The sequence below is a fragment of the Streptomyces sp. NPDC005784 genome, assembly GCF_042871525.1.
Lineage (GTDB): Bacteria > Actinomycetota > Actinomycetes > Streptomycetales > Streptomycetaceae > Streptomyces.
Window position 1 is genome coordinate 439,107 of record NZ_JBIAIQ010000002.1, and the last position, 17,966, is coordinate 457,072.

13 protein-coding genes and 2 tRNA genes are annotated in these 17,966 nt (G+C 69.1%); 4 read left to right on the top strand and 11 right to left on the bottom strand.

What is annotated here, in order from left to right; genetic code table 11:
• Window positions 1-561: 561 nt before the first annotated feature.
• Window positions 562-634, bottom strand: a tRNA-Ala gene (locus ACFYR3_RS04860).
• A 181-nt stretch (window positions 635-815) separates the two neighbouring features.
• Here ACFYR3_RS04860 and ACFYR3_RS04865 point away from each other — a divergent pair.
• Window positions 816-1,364, top strand: coding sequence for a transcriptional regulator (locus ACFYR3_RS04865; RefSeq protein WP_037614940.1), 549 nt, complete (start codon window positions 816-818; stop codon window positions 1,362-1,364).
• A gap of 126 nt (window positions 1,365-1,490) precedes the next feature.
• Window positions 1,491-3,518: a serine/threonine-protein kinase gene (locus ACFYR3_RS04870; protein WP_389281495.1), complete on the top strand. Its 2,028-nt coding sequence runs from the start codon at window positions 1,491-1,493 to the stop codon at window positions 3,516-3,518.
• Between the two features lie 115 nt (window positions 3,519-3,633).
• Here the strand turns inward: ACFYR3_RS04870 and ACFYR3_RS04875 are convergent, their stop codons facing one another.
• Together ACFYR3_RS04875 and ACFYR3_RS04880 are read right to left on the bottom strand one after the other, a co-directional pair.
• Window positions 3,634-5,268: a hypothetical protein gene (locus ACFYR3_RS04875; RefSeq protein WP_389281497.1), complete on the bottom strand. Its 1,635-nt coding sequence runs from the start codon at window positions 5,266-5,268 to the stop codon at window positions 3,634-3,636.
• Between the two features lie 168 nt (window positions 5,269-5,436).
• Window positions 5,437-5,565, bottom strand: coding sequence for a DLW-39 family protein (locus ACFYR3_RS04880; RefSeq protein ID WP_003999697.1), 129 nt, complete (start codon window positions 5,563-5,565; stop codon window positions 5,437-5,439).
• Between the two features lie 327 nt (window positions 5,566-5,892).
• Here ACFYR3_RS04880 and ACFYR3_RS04885 point away from each other — a divergent pair, with 327 nt between their 5' ends.
• Complete coding sequence (locus ACFYR3_RS04885) at window positions 5,893-6,303, top strand: DUF6344 domain-containing protein (protein WP_389281499.1); 411 nt, start codon at window positions 5,893-5,895, stop codon at window positions 6,301-6,303.
• 677 nt (window positions 6,304-6,980) lie between these two features.
• On the opposite strand, the gene ACFYR3_RS04890 is transcribed toward ACFYR3_RS04885, so the two are convergent.
• From ACFYR3_RS04890 to gyrB, 4 genes are all read right to left on the bottom strand, one after another.
• Window positions 6,981-7,054 (bottom strand) — tRNA-Ile (locus tag ACFYR3_RS04890).
• Window positions 7,055-7,155: 101 nt separating this feature from the next.
• Window positions 7,156-7,878, bottom strand: a complete 723-nt coding sequence (locus tag ACFYR3_RS04895; RefSeq protein WP_355851562.1) for a DUF3566 domain-containing protein — start codon at window positions 7,876-7,878, stop codon at window positions 7,156-7,158.
• An 18-nt stretch (window positions 7,879-7,896) separates the two neighbouring features.
• Complete coding sequence (gyrA, locus tag ACFYR3_RS04900; RefSeq protein ID WP_355851559.1) at window positions 7,897-10,488, bottom strand: DNA gyrase subunit A; 2,592 nt, start codon at window positions 10,486-10,488, stop codon at window positions 7,897-7,899.
• Window positions 10,489-10,530: 42 nt separating this feature from the next.
• A complete protein-coding gene (gene gyrB / locus ACFYR3_RS04905; protein ID WP_355851556.1) occupies window positions 10,531-12,594 on the bottom strand; it encodes a DNA topoisomerase (ATP-hydrolyzing) subunit B in 2,064 nt (687 codons plus the stop codon).
• A 649-nt stretch (window positions 12,595-13,243) separates the two neighbouring features.
• On the opposite strand from gyrB, the gene ACFYR3_RS04910 reads away from it, so the two are divergent.
• On the top strand, window positions 13,244-13,459 hold the full coding sequence (locus tag ACFYR3_RS04910) for a hypothetical protein (protein ID WP_355851553.1): 216 nt from the start codon (window positions 13,244-13,246) through the stop codon (window positions 13,457-13,459).
• Between the two features lie 45 nt (window positions 13,460-13,504).
• Here ACFYR3_RS04910 and ACFYR3_RS04915 read toward each other — a convergent pair whose 3' ends face one another.
• The 4 genes from ACFYR3_RS04915 to dnaN all read right to left on the bottom strand — a co-directional run bounded on the left by ACFYR3_RS04915 (window position 13,505) and on the right by dnaN (window position 17,534).
• Window positions 13,505-14,080 carry a DciA family protein gene (locus tag ACFYR3_RS04915; protein WP_355851550.1) on the bottom strand — a complete coding sequence of 192 codons (576 nt, stop codon included), beginning with the start codon at window positions 14,078-14,080 and terminating at the stop codon, window positions 13,505-13,507.
• Window positions 14,077-15,201: a DNA replication/repair protein RecF gene (gene recF / locus ACFYR3_RS04920; protein ID WP_389281502.1), complete on the bottom strand. Its 1,125-nt coding sequence runs from the start codon at window positions 15,199-15,201 to the stop codon at window positions 14,077-14,079. The genes ACFYR3_RS04915 and recF overlap by 4 nt, the downstream gene beginning before the upstream one ends.
• A gap of 133 nt (window positions 15,202-15,334) precedes the next feature.
• Window positions 15,335-16,210, bottom strand: coding sequence for a phosphogluconate dehydrogenase (NAD(+)-dependent, decarboxylating) (gnd, locus tag ACFYR3_RS04925; protein WP_355851544.1), 876 nt, complete (start codon window positions 16,208-16,210; stop codon window positions 15,335-15,337).
• Between the two features lie 193 nt (window positions 16,211-16,403).
• A complete protein-coding gene (gene dnaN / locus ACFYR3_RS04930; protein ID WP_355851541.1) occupies window positions 16,404-17,534 on the bottom strand; it encodes a DNA polymerase III subunit beta in 1,131 nt (376 codons plus the stop codon).
• Between the last annotated feature and the right edge of the window lie 432 nt (window positions 17,535-17,966).

The following is a 17,966-nucleotide window of genomic DNA, read 5'->3' on the forward strand; positions in this document are numbered from 1 at the left end:
GTCGCACCCCCCCCCCGGGGTCCTTTTCCTGGCGGCGGTGGCGGGGGGGGCGGCGCCCGCCCCCCCCCTATAAACCCCCCCCCCCCCCCCCGGGGGGGGGGGGTGGGGGCGGGCCCCCCCCCCCGCGGCGATGTTTCACGTGGAACGTCGGCGGGAGGGGCCGTGAACTCCCTGCGGAGGATTTACCCGCACGGCCCGCGATGACGTTTGCAACGGTTCTCGTGTGCAGCATCCATGGAGATGTTGTTAACGGAATGCGCCGAACCGGTCACTCGGTAGCCCGCGCAGCAGCTCACACAAGGGCCTCGGCCGGACCCTCCGCCCCTCGCTGCCGCACCGGCCGCCCGCACAGTGGAGCCACAGCCCTCGCCCTGGCCACCCTGTTTGCGCAAAGAAGTGCAACGTCTGCAAATTCTCTCCTGTGACACACGTCACTGATGGCACTCGTGTCGGCCCCGTCCCGTCGAAGTACCGCCTCACCAGGGATGCGGACGCGGATGAAAGGGGGACATACGAAAACCGGCCAGCCGCCGCTATTGGGCGTCTGACCGGTTCGAGGTGTGGAGCCTAGGGGAGTCGAACCCCTGACATCTGCCATGCAAAGACAGCGCTCTACCAACTGAGCTAAGGCCCCGTAAGAGGAGCGTCCGACCACAAGAACCATCTGTCGACGGGCGCCGCAGACCAGAGTACCGGGTCAGCCACGGGATCTCGCAAAATATTGGGGGTCCCCGTGGACGACCACTCTCCGTAAGATGCTCGACGTGGTTCGCTGTCGCGAACCGCGGTACTTGGGGAAGCGATGGGGAGACGCAATGGACGCCGCACAGCAGGAAGCAACCGCGAGAGCCCGGGAGCTGCAGCGGAACTGGTACGGGGAGCCGTTGGGGGCGCTCTTCCGTAGGCTCATAGAGGACCTGGGTCTGAACCAGGCGCGTCTTGCCGGGGTGCTGGGCCTCTCCGCGCCCATGTTGTCGCAGCTGATGAGCGGTCAGCGGGCCAAGATCGGCAATCCCGCGGTGGTCCAGCGCGTCCAGCTCCTGCAGGACCTGGCGGGGCAGGTCGCCGACGGGAGCGTCAGCGCCGCCGAGGCGACCGAGCGGATGGACGAGATCAAGAAGTCCCAGGGGGGATCGGTGCTCAGCAACACCACGCAGTCCACGACCAGTTCGGGAGCCCCGACGGTCAAGCGGGTGGTCCGCGAGATCCAGTCACTGCTGCGCTCGGTGGCTGCCGCCGGCGACATCATCGACGCGGCGGACACCCTCGCCCCGACCCACCCGGAACTGGCAGAGTTCCTCCGGGTCTACGGTGCCGGCCGTACGTCCGACGCGGTCGCGCACTACCAGTCCCACCAGAGCTGAGCCGAGCCCGGCCGCCGACCGCCCGGCGCTGGAAGCCGTGACACCTTCCAGCCGCCGCACGTCATGCAGCCGGGCACCTCGGAAGAGGTCTCCGGACCGACCGCCGAAGGGGAGCGACGTACGACCATGGGTGAGGTCTTCGCAGGCCGGTACGAACTGGTCGACCCGATCGGGCGCGGGGGAGTCGGTGCGGTGTGGCGCGCCTGGGACCACCGGCGGCGCCGCTATGTGGCCGCCAAGGTGCTCCAGCAGAGCGACGCGCACGCCCTGCTGCGGTTCGTGCGGGAACAGGCGCTGCGGATCGACCATCCTCATGTCCTGGCTCCCGCGAGCTGGGCCGCCGACGACGACAAGGTCCTGTTCACCATGGATCTGGTCGCCGGGGGCTCCCTGGTCCACCTGGTCAACGACTACGGCCCGCTGCCTCCCTCGTTCGTCTGCACCCTGATCGACCAGCTCCTCGCGGGTCTCGCCGCCGTGCACGCGGAAGGGGTCGTGCACCGCGACATCAAGCCCGCCAACGTGCTCCTCGAAGCGTCCGGCACGGCCCGGCCGCGGTTGCGGCTGTCCGACTTCGGCATCGCCATGCGGCTCGGCGAACCACGGCTCACCGAGACCAACTACGTGGTGGGGACGCCGGGTTACTTCGCACCCGAGCAGATGCTGGGCTCCGAACCCGATTTTCCCGCCGACCTGTTCGCCGTGGGCCTGGTCGCCCTGTACCTCCTGGAAGGCACCAAGCCCGACGCCAAGGCACTGATCGAGTACTTCGCCGAGCACGGGACGCCGGCCGCCCCGCGGGGGATACCCGAGCCTCTGTGGCAGGTCGTGGCGATGCTCCTCCAGCCGGATCCGCGCGCTCGCTTCCGCACCGCCACAGGAGCGCGCAAGGCCCTTGCCGCGGCCGTCGAGTTGCTGCCCGAGCCCGGACCCGACGACGAACTGATCGAGGTCTTCGACCAACTCGGGCCACTGCCCGAGGGGTTCGGTCCGGCGGGGCCTCTGGAGCCTGGAAACGCTTCGCAAGTGAGTCCACGAACTCTGTCCTCCCGCGGACACCCGGACACCACGGCCGCCCACCCCGGACTCGACTCCGACTCGAACTCCGGATCAGGCTTCGACCTTGGCGCCGACCTTGGCCTTGGTTCCGACTCCGACTCCGACTTCAACTTCGGAGTCGGCTCCGACTCCGGCTTCGGCCCCAACTCCGGTTCGAGGCACAGCTCAACAGGCCCGGGCGCTTTTCCTGCCTCGGCTTCCGTGCCCAATCCCGGTGAGGGATCCGGCCCCGGACCCGGCTCGGGGACGCGGGGGCCGCAGGGGTCCGTTCCGGGGGGCGTCCGGCCTGGTCCCGGCGCCGGGGGCGGGTATCGCGACCTCGGTACCGGGGGCGTACTCCCGGAATCCCGTCCCACTGACGTGGAGCAGGGATCTGCCGAGGGTTCCGTGGGACAGTGGCCCGCCCAGGACGGCGTACGGTCTCAACCCGCCTCCGGGGAAGCGGGAGTTGAGTCCGACCGCGGGCGCGTGCGACCCCTGACCGGCCTCGACGGCGTATCGGCCCGGTCCGTCCCCGAGGACGCTCGACCTCTTACCGCCCCCGACGACACACCTCAGGACCCCGCCCTCGGGACCTCTCCCCAGCCGTCCTCGATGTCGGACACCGGCAGCTTCCATCTGCCGCCGCCGCACTCCGCGGCCGGTACCGGCTCCCAGCGACAACCATCGGCCGAGCCTCCCCTTCACCAGCCCCAGTACCCACAGCAGCAGCCGCAGCCGCCCCAGCAGGCCTGGCCGGAGGCGCAGGCGCCCACTCCCCCCACCGCGGTTCCGCTCCCGCTGCCGACGTCCGCCCCGCTCTACCCCCCGCCGTTCGACCCGACCCCGACGCCCACTCCCCCGACCGCGCCCATTCCTGCGCAGGGGCGCTCCCCCCATCTGCCGCCGACCCCGTCCGCCGCGATGCCGCAGCACGCGTACGCCTCCACCGCTTCGTACACCGCTCGGTCCGTTCAGGTTCCGCCCCCGGTTCCGGAACGCCGAGGCAGGCGCGCACGGCCGCGTCCGGGGCCGCCCGCCAAGGTCGCGGTGCCGATGCTGCTGCTCGCTCTGGCCTGTTTCGCGGTGGGGTTCTGGGCTCTGGCCCAAGCCTGAGGGGAGGCGGGAGCGAACCCGGTCGCGACCGACCGCGAAGCCCGCCAGAGAAGCCCTGCTCTGTCCCGCCCTGACCTGTCCTGCCCGGCCCGATCCGTGGTCCGAGCGAGAAGAGCTACCAGCCTCGTGTCGCCCCGTGCTCCCAAGGCGCGGACGTCTGCGCCGACGTCGGCGCCGCTGCGGGCAGCGAGGCCGAGGCCGTGTCCGCGTCCTCCGGTGCGGGCCCGAGGCTCCGCACCGCACGGCGGCGAGCGAGCACGGTCCACATTCCGAGCGTCAGCATCAGCAGGCTTCCCGTGCCGATGCCACCCGCGGCGACCAGTTTCATGGTGCCGCTCCGGCCGGCGTCACCGCTGCCGGCGTCCCCGGTGCCCGCCGCGCCGTCGTCGGCCGCGTGGTCGGAGTCCCCCGCCGGAACAGCGAACACGTCCCGGGGCGTCGCCCGCCCCGCATAGGCAGGCCCCGCCTGTGCCGTTCCGGTCACGCGCACCCGCAGTGTCAGCCCGAACGGCCCCTCGCCGAAATGGTCGGCGACCTGTGCGGCGAGATGGACCACGAGGTAGTAGGAACCGGCGAACCGCATCCCGCTCACATGGTCGTTGAGGCCGTAGCGGTTCTTGTAGGCGACGGGAGGAAGCGGGTCGAGCGCGGCGGAGCGCTGGCTGCCGTCGTATCCGGAGCCGACGTCGTCGACGAAGCCGCGTACGGGGTTGTAGAGGGACATGACGAGGGCGGTGCCCATATAGCCCTGGCCACGGTTCGAACTGCCCAGGTCCGCGGTGGCGTAGAACTGCTGTCCCCAGTCGACCGGCACCTTGTAGAAGCGGGTCTGCCCCGGGCTGATGTCGTCCTTCCAGACTCCCTGCCCGAGCGGGACGGCCCCGCTGAACCCGGCGCCGCCACTGCGGCGCTTCGCCGCCCCCACGAGGGCGTCGGGCGACGCGGAGTTCCAGACTTCCGGCGCGCTCGTCGAACCGGACGCCGTCTTCAGGGTCGGCTCCGACACATAGCTGAGCTCCAGGTCCCACGCGCGGGCCGAGGAAGGCGCCAGGGCGGCCGAACCCGTCGTACCGCTCGTCGTCCCCGCCGCTCCGGTGCGTTCGACGACCACGTAGTACGTTCCCGCCGTCTGGCAGGCGTACTGCTTGCCGCTCGTTTCACGGGACGCCCAGGCGGTGATGGGGTGCGGGCTCTGGGTGGCCCCGAAGTGGACGGTGCCGGAGAAGGAACAGTTGCGGCCGTTGCCGTCCTGCAGGGAGACCTTGAGGCCGTCCGAGTAGGAGACCGTCGCGCCGGGCCCGGGGACGGCGGTGGCGGCGATGTACGCGTTGGAGACGGCGTCCAGTTCAAGACGGTAGTAGAGCCTGCCGCCCCTTCCCGCAGCTCCGACGGAGCTCTTGTACGTGCGGCCCGGCTCGAGCCGTACGGAGTCGGTCGTGTCCGCCGTGCCCTTGACGGTGGTGGCGTCCGCGGCGAAGGCGTACGGCCCGGACGTACCGTCGGCGGCCGTCCTCGCGTCTTCGTCGGTGGTCCGCGCATCGGCCGCCGCGGGAGCGGCGGCTGTGGCGGCCCGGCCCGCGGGTGCGAGGGCCACGCACAGGGTGGCCGCCGCTGCCGCGGCCACGAGCATCCGGCCGTGCCACGTCCTCGCACACCGGCTCTCGGCCCGCCGGCCCTCCGTGCGCCGCCCCATCACGCGCCACCCCTCGTCGTAGCCCCCTGGCGCGGACCATCCTGCCTCGTCGGTCACCGCGACACCCCGGCTATCAGTGGGAGCGGCCGAAAGGGAGCGGCCGTGCGGCCGCCGCGGTCGCCCGTGCAACCACTTCGCTTGCCTCCGTGGGCCGGCGGGGCTCCGGGAAACACAAAACCCCGACCGCGAGGCGGCCGGGGTCTGCTCCGAGACTGTTGTCTGTACTCACGAACCCGTGGGCACGGAGTCAGTCGCCTCCGTCCACAGATCCTGCTCGGCGCGATCCGCCTGGATCTGGCGGTACACGAGGAGCCCGCCGATGGCGGCCAGTGCGACCAGGAGAAGCTTCTTCACCGCGCGACCTCGTCTTTCGTTGACGTAGGGGACTTCTGGCGCCCGACTATACACACCGACCGATATCGATCGGTGACCTGGATAGGCCCTCAACTGCGGCCCCGCGCACGGCGATGGAACGAGATGCGACCCCTCCGATCTCGGGGTGATCACATGCCACAGAAAGTGACTTTTATTGGCATCTACGGACTTACCAGATCACTTGCGGCCATCCGGGTGGTGTTCATCTGAACATCAACGCGCCACGGGTCCGGGTCCACCACTTCGCGGCCCTCATACACATCATGAGGAAAGTACGCAAATCGCCCGACCCGAAAGTGAGGGGCCGTGACCCAGAACAAGGTCATGAAGCTGTGGACCGCGATCGTCACCGCCTTCCTGGCGCTGTGCACGACGCTCGGACTCATCACGACCACCGTGGCCGCCGCGGTACCGCAGGCCGGTCCGGCCCGCAACACCGAGACCACGGCGACGACCCCGGCGATGGCCGCCCGGGCCTCGTCCCACAGTCAGGCCCTGCCCCCCACGATGAAGCAACGCATCCGCGCCGAGGCTCACGGCTCCTCGCCGAGCTGCCGCCACCGCGCACCGGCGGACGGCGACACGGCGGACCCCGCCGCTCTCGGCGGCCTGGAAGGCCTTGCGGGCCCCGAGACCTGTTCCGGGCCCGAGATCCTCGCAGCGCCCGGCACGGAGCCCCTGGGAGCCCTCACGCCCGCTGTACCGCTCCAGCGCTGAGAAGAGCACCGAGACGGGCGGGAAGCACCGTACGAGAGTCGGTACGGACGAAAAAGCACAGGAAACCGTCCCCGGCCACTTCCCGAGCCGCGCGGCCCCTGGTCACTCCCTGGCCCACGGCCCTTGACCCCTCCTTGAACCTCGCGGCCCCGGCCGTTCCTCGGACTGCACGGTCCGGCGGTCCCCGGACTTCGCAGTCCCAACCGTTCCTCGGACTTCACAGTCCCGGCCGTTCCTCAAGCCTCGCGGTCCCCGGCCCCTTCTCCTCAGGCGCCTGCCCCTTCACGCGGTCTTTCGCGTATCCGAAACCCGTAACCCCCCTCGACGCGTAACCCCTCACAGACACCCTGACGTAGCGGCGAACTTGCGTACAAAGCACCCAGGGCAAAGGCCCGGCGACTCGGAAGAGTTGCCGGGCCTTCGACGTTGCGCCGCTCGGGGCCTTCCTCCGCGCCTCGTGCACCGGCTTCTTCGGCAGGACGCCAGCGCGTCACGATCGCCGGCGTGCCACGACCGCCCCGTCTGTCCCCCGACCGTCTGTGTGCCACGACCGTCGGCGCCTTCACCGCAAGGCCCACCACATGACAAAGGTTCGCCACGGCACTCTCACCCTCGCGAAGGGCCCCACGGGAAACGCAAAGACCCCCAACCGCGAACGGTTGAGGGTCTTCATGCTGTGGGGCTAACAGGATTTGAACCTGTGGCCTCATCCTTATCAGGGATGCGCTCTAACCAACTGAGCTATAGCCCCGCCGCGCTTTGCGGTGTGTGTCCCGCGCGCTGACCTCTGAAGATTAGCGCACGACGCGGCCAGTCCCAAAATCGATAGTCAGAGGGCGTTTGAACGGACCCTCACTCGTCCTCGGCGAGGGTCAGCTCGACGCCGCCGACGAAGCCGGCGGAGAGGTTGTAGATGAACGCTCCGAGGGTCGCCAGGGCGGTCGCGAGGACCACGTCGATGACCGCGATGATCGACGTGAACAGCAGGACGTGCGGGAGCGAGAGGAACGACTGCAGGTCGAAGCCGTTGGACTCGTTCGAGCCCGTCGCTTCGGAGATCGTGCCGCCGACGGTCGAGAAGACGCCCATCGCGTCCATGACCATCCACAGCACCGCGGCCGCCACGATCGTGCAGATGCCGAGCGCGATGGAGAGCAGGAAACTGACCTTCATCACCGACCACGGGTCGGCCTTGGCCACCCGCAGCCGCGCCTTGCGCGTCCGCGGAGTCGTCCGCGCACCGGTGCGCGGACGGCGGACCGCGCCCGACGGCGGCTGCGCCGGATACGCCTGCGGAGGGTGGTAGGGCTGCTGCGCGGGCTGCTGCCCCTGCCGCTCGCCCGGCAGCGGCGATGCCGCCGCCGGGGGCGATACCGGCGGCGCGCTCGGGGTCACAGGCGCCCCGACCGGGGCCGCCTGCCCGCCCGCGTACTGCTGGGCCTGCTGGCCTCGGGTGTCCGTCACAGTTCCCCCCTGGGATCCATGAGAGTCATGGGAGTCAGTCTCTTCCATGGCGGTGCCACGGCCGCCGTCCGTTTCCGTACCGGTCGATCCGGCGCCCGTGGCTCCGCTCACGACGACTCACTCCTCGCGCTACTCGGCCGAGGACGGCTCGCCCTCTTCCGTACCGATGGCCTCGACGGCTTCGGCGGTCTCGTCCACGGCGTCGTCGCCGTCGACTTCCTCCGCCTCACGACCGGCCTCGGCGTTACGAGCGATGCCGACCACGGCATCGCGCTTGCCCAGGTTGATCAGTTGGACGCCCATGGTGTCACGGCCCGTCTCCCTGACCTCGTTGACTCGCGTACGAATCACACCACCGGACAGTGTGATGGCGAGGATCTCATCGGTCTCCTCGACCACAAGCGCGCCGACGAGGGAGCCGCGGTCCTCGACGATCTTGGCGGCCTTGATACCGAGGCCGCCGCGACCCTGGACGCGGTACTCGTCGACGGCGGTCCGCTTCGCGTACCCACCGTCTGTGGCAGTGAACACGAACGTACCGGGTCGAACAACATTCATCGAGAGCAGCTCGTCGCTCTCGCGGAAGCTCATGCCCTTGACGCCCGAGGTCGCACGGCCCATCGGTCGCAAAGCGTCATCCGTCGCAGTGAACCTGATCGACTGCGCCTTCTTGCTGATCAGGAGCAGATCGTCCTCGGCGGATACGAGTTCGGCTCCGATCAGTTCGTCGTCGGATCCGTCCTCCGTCTCCCGAAGGTTGATCGCGATGACGCCGCCCGCGCGGGGCGAATCGTAATCCTTGAGCGGCGTCTTCTTGACCAGTCCGCCCTTCGTGGCCAGCACCAGGTAGGGCGCCGCCTCGTAGTCGCGGATCGCGAGGATCTCGGCGATCGCCTCGTCCGGCTGGAAGGCCAGCAGGTTGGCGACGTGCTGTCCACGCGCGTCACGGCCGGCGTCCGGGAGCTCGTAGGCCTTGGCGCGGTAGACACGGCCCTTGTTCGTGAAGAACAGCAGCCAGTGGTGCGTCGTCGACACGAAGAAGTGGTCGACGATGTCGTCCTGCTTCAGCTTCGTGCCGCGGACGCCCTTGCCGCCCCGCTTCTGCGAGCGGTAGTCCTCCGTCTTGGTGCGCTTGATGTAGCCGCCGCGCGTGATGGTGACGACGATGTCCTCTTCGGCGATCAGGTCCTCGATGGACATGTCACCGTCGAAGGGCACCAGCTTGGAGCGGCGGTCGTCGCCGAACTTCTCGACGATCGCGGCGAGCTCCTCGCTGATGATGCCGCGCTGACGCACCGGCGAGGCGAGGATCTCGTTGTACTCGCGGATCTTGGCCTGGAGCTCGTCGTGCTCCTGGACGATCTTCTGGCGCTCCAGTGCGGCCAGTCGGCGCAGCTGCATCTCGAGGATCGCGTTGGCCTGGATCTCGTCGATCTCCAGGAGGCCCATCAGGCCCTCACGCGCGATCTCCACGGTGTCGCTGCGCCGGATGAGCGCGATGACCTCGTCGATGGCGTCCAGGGCCTTCAGGAGGCCGCGCAGGATGTGCGCTCGCTCCTCGGCCTTGCGGAGCCGGAACTTCGTCCGCCGGACGATGACCTCGATCTGGTGCGTCACCCAGTGGCGGATGAACGCGTCCAGGGAGAGGGTGCGCGGCACACCGTCGACGAGCGCCAGCATGTTCGCGCCGAAGTTCGTCTGCAGATCGGTGTGCTTGTAGAGGTTGTTCAGGACGACCTTGGCGACGGCGTCCCTCTTGAGCACGATCACGAGCCGCTGGCCGGTGCGGGAGCTGGTCTCGTCCCGTACGTCCGCGATGCCGCCGACCTTGCCGTCCTTGACCAGGTCGGCGATCTTCTGGGCGAGGTTGTCGGGGTTGACCTGGTACGGGAGTTCGGTGACCACCAGGCACTGGCGGTTCTGGATCTCCTCGACGTCGACGACCGCGCGCATCGTGATGGAGCCACGGCCCGTGCGGTACGCCTCCTCGATGCCCTTGCGGCCCACCACCAGGGCGCCACTCGGGAAATCGGGGCCCTTGATGCGCTCGATCAGGGCGTCCAGGAGCTCCTCGTGGGAGGCCTCGGGGTTCTCCAGGTACCACTGGGCGCCGGCCGCGACCTCGCGCAGGTTGTGCGGCGGGATGTTGGTGGCCATACCGACCGCGATGCCCGCCGAGCCGTTGATCAGCAGGTTCGGGAAGCGGGCCGGCAGGACGGTCGGCTCCTGGTTGCGGCCGTCGTAGTTGTCCGTGAAATCGACGGTCTCCTCGTCGATGTCGCGGACCATCTCCATGGACAGCGGCTTCAGCTTGCACTCGGTGTACCGCATGGCGGCGGCCGGGTCGTTGCCGGGAGATCCGAAGTTGCCGTTGGAGTCCACCAGCGGCATCCGCATCGACCACGGCTGCGCGAGACGGACCAGCGCGTCGTAGATCGAGGAGTCGCCGTGCGGGTGGTAGGTGCCCATGACGTCGCCGACGACGCGGGCGCACTTGTAGAAGCCCTTCTCGGGCCGGTAGCCGCCGTCGTACATCGCGTACAGGACGCGGCGGTGGACGGGCTTGAGACCGTCCCGCACGTCGGGCAGCGCGCGCGACACGATGACGGACATCGCGTAGTCGAGGTACGAGCGCTGCATCTCGGTCTCGAGCCCGACGGGCTCGATACGCATGGCGATGTCGCCCGCTTCAGGATTGCTCGGTGTGTTCTCGTCGGTCATTGCTGGTGAAGATCCTTTCTGACGCGGTCAGCTGAGACCGACTCAGATGTCGAGGAAGCGGACGTCCTTGGCATTGCGCTGGATGAACGCGCGGCGCGCCTCGACGTCCTCGCCCATGAGGACCGAGAACAGGTCGTCGGCCTGGGCGGCGTCGTCGAGCGTGACCTGGCCGAGCACGCGGTGCTCCTGGTCCATGGTCGTGATGCGCAGTTCCTCGGCGTTCATCTCACCGAGACCCTTGAAGCGCTGGATCGAGTCCTCGCGGACGCGCTTGCCCGCCTGGCGGCCGAGCTCGATCAGCGCGTCGCGCTCACGGTCCGAGTACGCGTACTCGAAGTCGTCCCGACCCCACTTGATCTTGTACAGCGGCGGGCGGGACAGGAAGACGTGCCCTGCCTCTACCAGCGGCCGCATGAAGCGGAACAGGAAGGTCAGCAGCAGGGTGTTGATGTGCTGGCCGTCGACGTCGGCGTCCGCCATCAGAATGATCTTGTGATAGCGGAGCTTCGCGATGTCGAAGTCCTCGTGGACTCCGGTGCCGAAGGCGGAGATCAGTGCCTGGATCTCCTGGTTCTGCAGGATCTTGTCGATCCGCGCCTTCTCGACGTTGAGGATCTTTCCCCGGATCGGGAGGATCGCCTGGTACTGCGGATTGCGGCCGGACTTGGCCGAGCCACCGGCGGAGTCACCCTCGACGATGAAGATCTCGCACTTGATGGGGTCGTTCGACTGGCAGTCGGAGAGCTTGCCCGGCAGGGACGCCGACTCCAGAAGGCCCTTGCGGCGGGTGAGGTCACGCGCCTTGCGGGCCGCCACGCGCGCGGTGGCCGCCTGGATGGACTTGCGGATGATGTCCGCGGCCTCGACCGGGTTGCGGTCCAGCCAGTCGTTGAGGTGCTCGTAGACCGCCTTCTGGACGAAGGTCTTCGCCTCCGTGTTGCCCAGTTTGGTCTTGGTCTGGCCCTCGAACTGAGGCTCGCTCAGCTTGACCGAGATGATCGCGGTCAGACCCTCGCGGATGTCGTCGCCCGTGAGGTTGTCGTCCTTCTCGCGAAGCAGCTTCTTGTCGCGCGCGTACTTGTTGATGAGCGAGGTCAGCGCCGCACGGAAGCCCTCCTCGTGCGTACCGCCCTCGTGGGTGTGGATGATGTTGGCGAAGGAGTACACGCCCTCGCTGTAGCCGCTGTTCCACTGCATCGCGACCTCGAGGGACAGGCTCTTGTCCTTGTCCTCGGCTTCGAGGTCGATGACGGTGGGGTGCACCGCTTCTCCCTTGCGGGAGTTGAGGTACTTCACGAAGTCGACGATGCCGCCTTCGTAGTGGTACGTGACGGTCTTGACTTCGTCCTTCTCGTCGGCGCCCGCCTCGTCCGCCCCGGCAACGGCCTTCGCCGAATCGCGCTCATCAGTGAGTTTGATCGTCAAACCCTTGTTGAGGAACGCCATCTCCTGGAAGCGCCGCGAGAGCGTCTCGAAGGAGTACTCCGTGGTCTCGAAGATGTCCGCGTCGGCCCAGAAGGTGACCGACGTGCCGGTCTCGTCCGTGGCCTCGTGCTGGGAGAGGGGAGCCGTCGGGACGCCCAGCTTGTAATCCTGCGTCCACCGGTGGCCGTCCGTCTTGACCTCGACGGAGATCTTGCTCGACAGGGCGTTCACGACGGAGACGCCGACGCCGTGCAGACCACCGGAGACCGCGTAGCCGCCGCCGCCGAACTTGCCGCCCGCGTGCAGCACGGTCAGCACGACCTCGAGGGCCGGCTTGCCCTCGGACGCGACGATGCCCACCGGGATGCCACGGCCGTTGTCGACGACGCGTACGCCGCCGTCCGGAAGGATCGTGATGTCGATCGTGTCCGCGTGGCCGGCGAGCGCCTCGTCGACCGAGTTGTCCACCACCTCGTACACGAGGTGGTGGAGTCCACGCTCACCGGTCGAACCGATGTACATACCGGGTCGCTTGCGGACCGCGTCCAGACCCTCGAGGACGGTGATGGCACTGGCGTCGTACGAGGCCGTGACCTCGCCGTTTGCGCCGATGTCGGTGGACGGGATGTTCTCGTTGGGGTTGCCGGAATCGGCCACGAAGCGCCCTTTCTGGCACAGCACAAGCCGAACTCCCGGCGGGTGGCCGGAGCGGCTGCGGCGTGTTGCGTTGGTAAGCCTTGGTCAGCGTTGCTCGGTGCGTCCCACTAGTGGGGCGGGATTAGCTTCCAGTCTACCGGTAGCGCCGACAGTGATGGGGGTTTGCCGGTACCTGAGTCCGCATGTGCCGCCCTGAACCGGTCTCGTCCGACTCCCCATATGCGGACCAGGGCCCAAAGAGGCTTACAGCGGCACTCAGCGCTTCGGGGTGTCAACCCTTGGCTACTGACGAGTCAGGTCGATGCTCGCCTTTGCGTGCGGTTACCCGCGGCGGTCGACCGATGCCGGTCGAAAGGCGTCCTTCCGAGCAGCCGCGGAGTTCTCCAGGCAGCGCCTGATATGCCTCTGACCAGGGGCGATCGATGGTTTTTCAGATCGACCGGCAGGGTCGGCAAGATGCGGCGCGACCCACAGGCCGCCGTCCCCGCCGGACCTGAGAGAACAGCGAGTCACCCGCGAGTGGGGTCGGCGAAGGGATCGAACGCGCGGCGAGCGGTCGCCGCCTCCGACGTACGGCGGCCACGTCCACCCCGATCGCGGGCGCGACAGGGCCCGGCTCTGCCGCGAGCAAGGGTCCGAATTCGTTCGCTGTCGGCTGGATCCGCGGCTCGGCGTGGTCACGATCACCGGGGTCGGCGGCCGGGCGCCGCCCGACTCGCCGCGTCCGACGGCCTGTCGCGGTGGCGAACTGTTCTGGGTCAAGATCACCCGCAGCCAGGACCCGCGCGGCAGGCGCCCCGGAATCCGTCAGGATCAGGAAGCCGACGGCCCCGTCGACGGTGTGGGCGTCGTCCACATGTATCTCGACGCCGGTCATCGCCAAGGGTGAGCGGCGTCCGCGGGCCCGGCCCGTCGTGGTCGGCGGGGCCGGGGGTCATCCGTAGGTGTCGCCGGGCCCCGTGCTGCCCGGGGCGCGCAGAGGACCGTAGCGGCGCGGGGGGCCCGTCGGCCCCTGGACCTTGAGCAGGCGCACCGTGCCGTGGCCGAGGTCCTCGTTCAGCCGCGCGACCAACTGCGGTGCCAGCAGGCGCAGCTGGGTCGCCCAGGCGGTCGAGTCGCACTGCACCGTCAGCACCCGCTCGGCCGGGTCGTCGTCGTAGCGCAGCGGAACGCAGTGCTTGGCCAGGTCGTCGCCGACGATCTGCGGCCACCGGCCCATCACACCGCCCACCGCGGCCGGGGCCTCCCAGCCGCGCTCGCTGAGCAGCCGGTTGATGGCGGCACCGAGCGCCATGGGGTCGCGTCCGTCGGCACCCGAGCCGGAGCGCAGACCGCCGCCGCGCCGCGCCTGTTTCTTCTGCTGGGCCGCGTCCCCACGCGCGCGTGCCTGCTCCTTCGCGGCGCGAAGCGCCACGCGCGCGAGGTCGACGCCGGACGGCTCGGGGGTCTTCCTCGGGGATGCGGCGCCGGACGAACCCTCGGCACCCGTTCCCGATGTGTTCTCCGTCATACGCGCTCCACCGTGCCGTCGGACACGGCGTACCGCGTCCCGGCCAGAACACCCGGTACGTCGTCGTCCACGGCGGCCGTCACGAGCACCTGCTCGCCGGGCGCGACAAGCTCCGCGAGGCGCTCGCGCCTGCGGGTGTCCAGCTCCGCGAAGACATCGTCGAGGACCAGCACCGGCTCATTGCCCTCGGCCCTGAGCAGGTCGTACGAGGCCAGGCGCAGCGCCAGCGCGTACGACCAGGACTCGCCGTGGGAGGCGTATCCCTTGGCGGGCAGCTGACCGAGTCTGAGCACCAGATCGTCCCGATGGGGCCCTACGAGGGTCACACCGCGCTCGATCTCCGGCTTGCGGGCCTCTTCCATGGCGGCCATCAGCTGCGCGAAGAGCTCCTCCCGGGCATGGCCCACGATGCCGGGCGAGGACGCCTTGTACTCCAGGGCGACGGGCCCGCCGCCGGGCGCCAGCTGCTCGTAGGCCTTGTCGGCCAGCGGCTGGATCGCGGCGACCAGGTCGAGCCGCTGGGCCAGCAGTTCGGCACCCACGCGCGCGAGGTGCTGGTCCCACACTTCGAGCGTGGACAGGTCCATGGTGCGACCGCCGTGCCGGCGGGCCAGCGCGGCCGACTTCAGGAGGGTGTTGCGCTGCTTGAGGACCCGGTCGTAGTCGGATCGGACGCCCGCCATGCGCGGTGAGCGGGCGGTGATCAGTTCGTCGAGGAACCGGCGTCGCTCTCCGGGGTCGCCCTTGACCAGGGCGAGGTCCTCGGGCGCGAACAGGACGGTCCGTACGATGCCGAGCACGTCACGGGGTCTGACCTGGGAGGACCTGTTGATGCGGGCGCGATTGGCCTTGCCGGGGTTCAGCTCCAGCTCGATGAGCTGCTGGCGCTCTCCCTGGCGGACGTTGGCCCGGATGATCGCCCGGTCGGCGCCCATGCGGACGAGCGGCGCGTCGGAGGAGACGCGGTGGCTGCCGAGGGTCGCGAGATAGCCGACGGCCTCGACCAGGTTCGTCTTGCCCTGTCCGTTGGGACCCACGAACGCGGTGACGCCCGGGTCGAGCGGCACCTCTACCCGGGCGTACGAGCGGTAGTCGGCCAGCGACAGATGCGTGACGTGCATGGTCGTTCGCCGACCTCCCCCAGCGTGGTGTTTCGGGTGTTCCCCGGGGTCCGGGCCGGACCCCGGTTCTCGGGTTTCTTCCCCGGCTGTGGACAACCGGGTCACCCCGGGTGCGGAGAACCCGGGGCGTCGATCAGGCCTTCTCGACGGCGTGGCCGCCGAACTGGTTGCGCAGCGCCGCGATCATCTTCATCTGCGGCGAGTCGTCCTGCCGCGAGGCGAAGCGGGCGAAGAGCGACGCGGTGATCGCGGGAAGCGGCACCGCGTGGTCGATGGCGGCCTCCACGGTCCACCGGCCCTCGCCGGAGTCCTGTGCATAGCCCTTGAGCTTCTCCAGGTGCTCGTCCTCGTCCAGCGAGTTGACGGCAAGGTCGAGCAGCCAGGAGCGGATGACCGTGCCTTCCTGCCAGGAGCGGAAGACCTCACGCACGTCCGTCACGGAGTCGGCCTTCTCCAGGAGCTCCCAGCCCTCGGCGTAGGCCTGCATCATGGCGTACTCGATGCCGTTGTGGACCATCTTCGCGAAGTGGCCCGCGCCGACCTTGCCGGCGTGCACCGCTCCGAAGTCGCCCTCGGGCTTGAGCGCGTCAAAAACGGGCTGCACCCGGGCGACGTGCTCGGCGTGGCCGCCGTACATCAGCGCGTAGCCGTTCTCCAGGCCCCAGACGCCGCCGGAGACGCCGCAGTCGACGAAGCCGATGCCCTTGATGCCCAGCTCGACGGCGTGCTTCTCGTCGTCCGTCCAGCGCGAGTTGCCGCCGTCCACGACGACGTCGCCGGGCTCCAGCAGGGCGGCCAGCTCGTCGACGGTGGACTGGGTCGCGGCGCCCGCCGGAACCATGACCCACACCACGCGCGGTCCCTTGAGCTTGCCCACAAGTTCTTCCAGGCTGTGGACATCGGCGAGGTCCGGGTTGCGGTCGTATCCGATGACGGTGTGACCTGCGCGGCGGATCCGCTCGCGCATGTTGCCGCCCATCTTGCCGAGGCCGACGAGACCGAGCTCCATCAGTTGTTCCTTAAGGGTTGCGACGTGGCGTGAGGGCACTCTCGTACCTGGGTCCGAGCCTAGACCTGGGGGTACCACCCACGCCTTTCGGGCACCGGGGGAACTCACGCACATCTGTGGGCATAGCCGCTCAGACGTATGCCCTACCCGCCGTGCGGCCCGCCGGGCCCTGGGGACCGGCGGGCCAAGGGGGTCAGCCGGACAGGCGCACCGGCATGATCAGGTACTTGTAGGCCTCGTCCGCCTCGGCGTCCACGGCGGGCCTGCCGCTCAGGAGCGCGGGCTTCGTGGACGTCGTGAAGGAGAGCTGGGCCACCGGCGAGTCGATGGCGCTCAGGCCGTCGAGCAGGAACGTCGGGTTGAAGGCGATCGAGACGTCGTCGCCCTCCAGCTGGGCGTCGACCCTTTCCACAGCCTGTGCGTCGTCGCTGGAGCCGGCCTCAAGGATCAGCACGCCCTGCTCGAAGCTCAGCCGCACCGGGGTGTTCCGCTCGGCGACCAGGGCCACACGCTTGACGGCCTCCACGAAGGGGGCGGTCTCGATGACGGCGATGGAGTTGAACTCCGTCGGGAACAGCGAGCGGTACTTCGGGAGGTCGCCTTCGAGCAGACGGGTGGTCGTACGCCGCCCGGCACCCTCGAAGCCGATCAGGCCCTCGCCCGCGCCGGAGCCTGACAGCGCCAGGATCACGCTGTCGCCTCCCGTGAGGGCCTTGGCGGTGTCCAGGAGCGTCTTGGCGGGTACCAGGGCGACCGCGGACGCTTCCGGGTCCTCCGGCTTCCACAGGAACTCGCGGACCGCGAAGCGGTAGCGGTCGGTGGACGCCAGGGTGACCTTGTCGCCCTCGATCTCGATGCGCACGCCGGTGAGCACGGGGAGCGTGTCGTCGCGCCCGGCGGCGATGGCCACCTGGGCGGCGGCCGAGGCGAAGACCTCACCGGGGACGGTGCCGGTCGCCGACGGCATCTGGGGCAGTGCCGGGTACTCCTCCACAGGCAGGGTGTGGAGTGTGAACCGCGAGGAGCCGCAGACCACGGTCGCCCGTACACCGTCTGTGGAAATCTCCACCGGCCGGTTGGGGAGCGCCCGGCAGATGTCCGCGAGGAGGCGGCCGGACACGAGGACCGTGCCCTCCTCGTCGATCTCCGCGTCCACGGAGACCCTCGCCGAGACCTCGTAGTCGAAGCTGGAGAGGCTCAGTGCGCCCTGCTCGGCCTTCAGAAGGAGGCCGGCGAGGACAGGCGCCGGCGGACGGGCCGGGAGGCTGCGTGCCGCCCAGGCCACTGCCTCCGCGAGTACGTCGCGTTCCACCCGGATCTTCACCGTTGCCGCCTCCGTCTGTTGCCGGCGCTCTCGCCCTGCTGGCCTTCGTCGTCTGACTCGGTGTCGCTCGGACCGCTGAGGGGAGGGACACCGGGGACCAGTCTGACGCACCGCGCTGACAGTCGGTGCCTCTCGGGGTCAAGTCGTGCCGAGCGGCAGCTGAGCCTCCGAGAGCAAGTTGTGCACAGCCCCCACTTCGAAAGGGTTCTCAGGCTATCTCTAGTTGGTCTTAGTAGTAGGGCCTGTGGAAACCGTGGATAACCCTGTTTTCGCAGCTCAGAGGCGATTTTTTGTCCACTGGCCCTGTGGGCGGAGGCGGTGGACAACCGGGGGTGTCTGTGGACGACGAAAAGTTCTGCACACTCGATCCACAGCTTGGGGTGACTTCTCCCCAGCACCGTCCCCAGCTTTACCCACGTTCCCCACAGCCCA

Bases quoted from the DNA above. Each gene is read 5' to 3' on its own strand.
- ACFYR3_RS04865 (WP_037614940.1), top strand. From the start codon at position 816: ATGGACGCCGCACAGCAGGAAGCAACCGCGAGAGCCCGGGAGCTGCAG.
- ACFYR3_RS04870 (WP_389281495.1), top strand. From the start codon at position 1,491: ATGGGTGAGGTCTTCGCAGGCCGGTACGAACTGGTCGACCCGATCGGG.
- gyrA (WP_355851559.1), bottom strand. From the start codon at position 10,488: ATGACCGACGAGAACACACCGAGCAATCCTGAAGCGGGCGACATCGCC.
- ACFYR3_RS04915 (WP_355851550.1), bottom strand. From the start codon at position 14,080: ATGACGGAGAACACATCGGGAACGGGTGCCGAGGGTTCGTCCGGCGCC.
- recF (WP_389281502.1), bottom strand. From the start codon at position 15,201: ATGCACGTCACGCATCTGTCGCTGGCCGACTACCGCTCGTACGCCCGG.
- gnd (WP_355851544.1), bottom strand. From the start codon at position 16,210: ATGGAGCTCGGTCTCGTCGGCCTCGGCAAGATGGGCGGCAACATGCGC.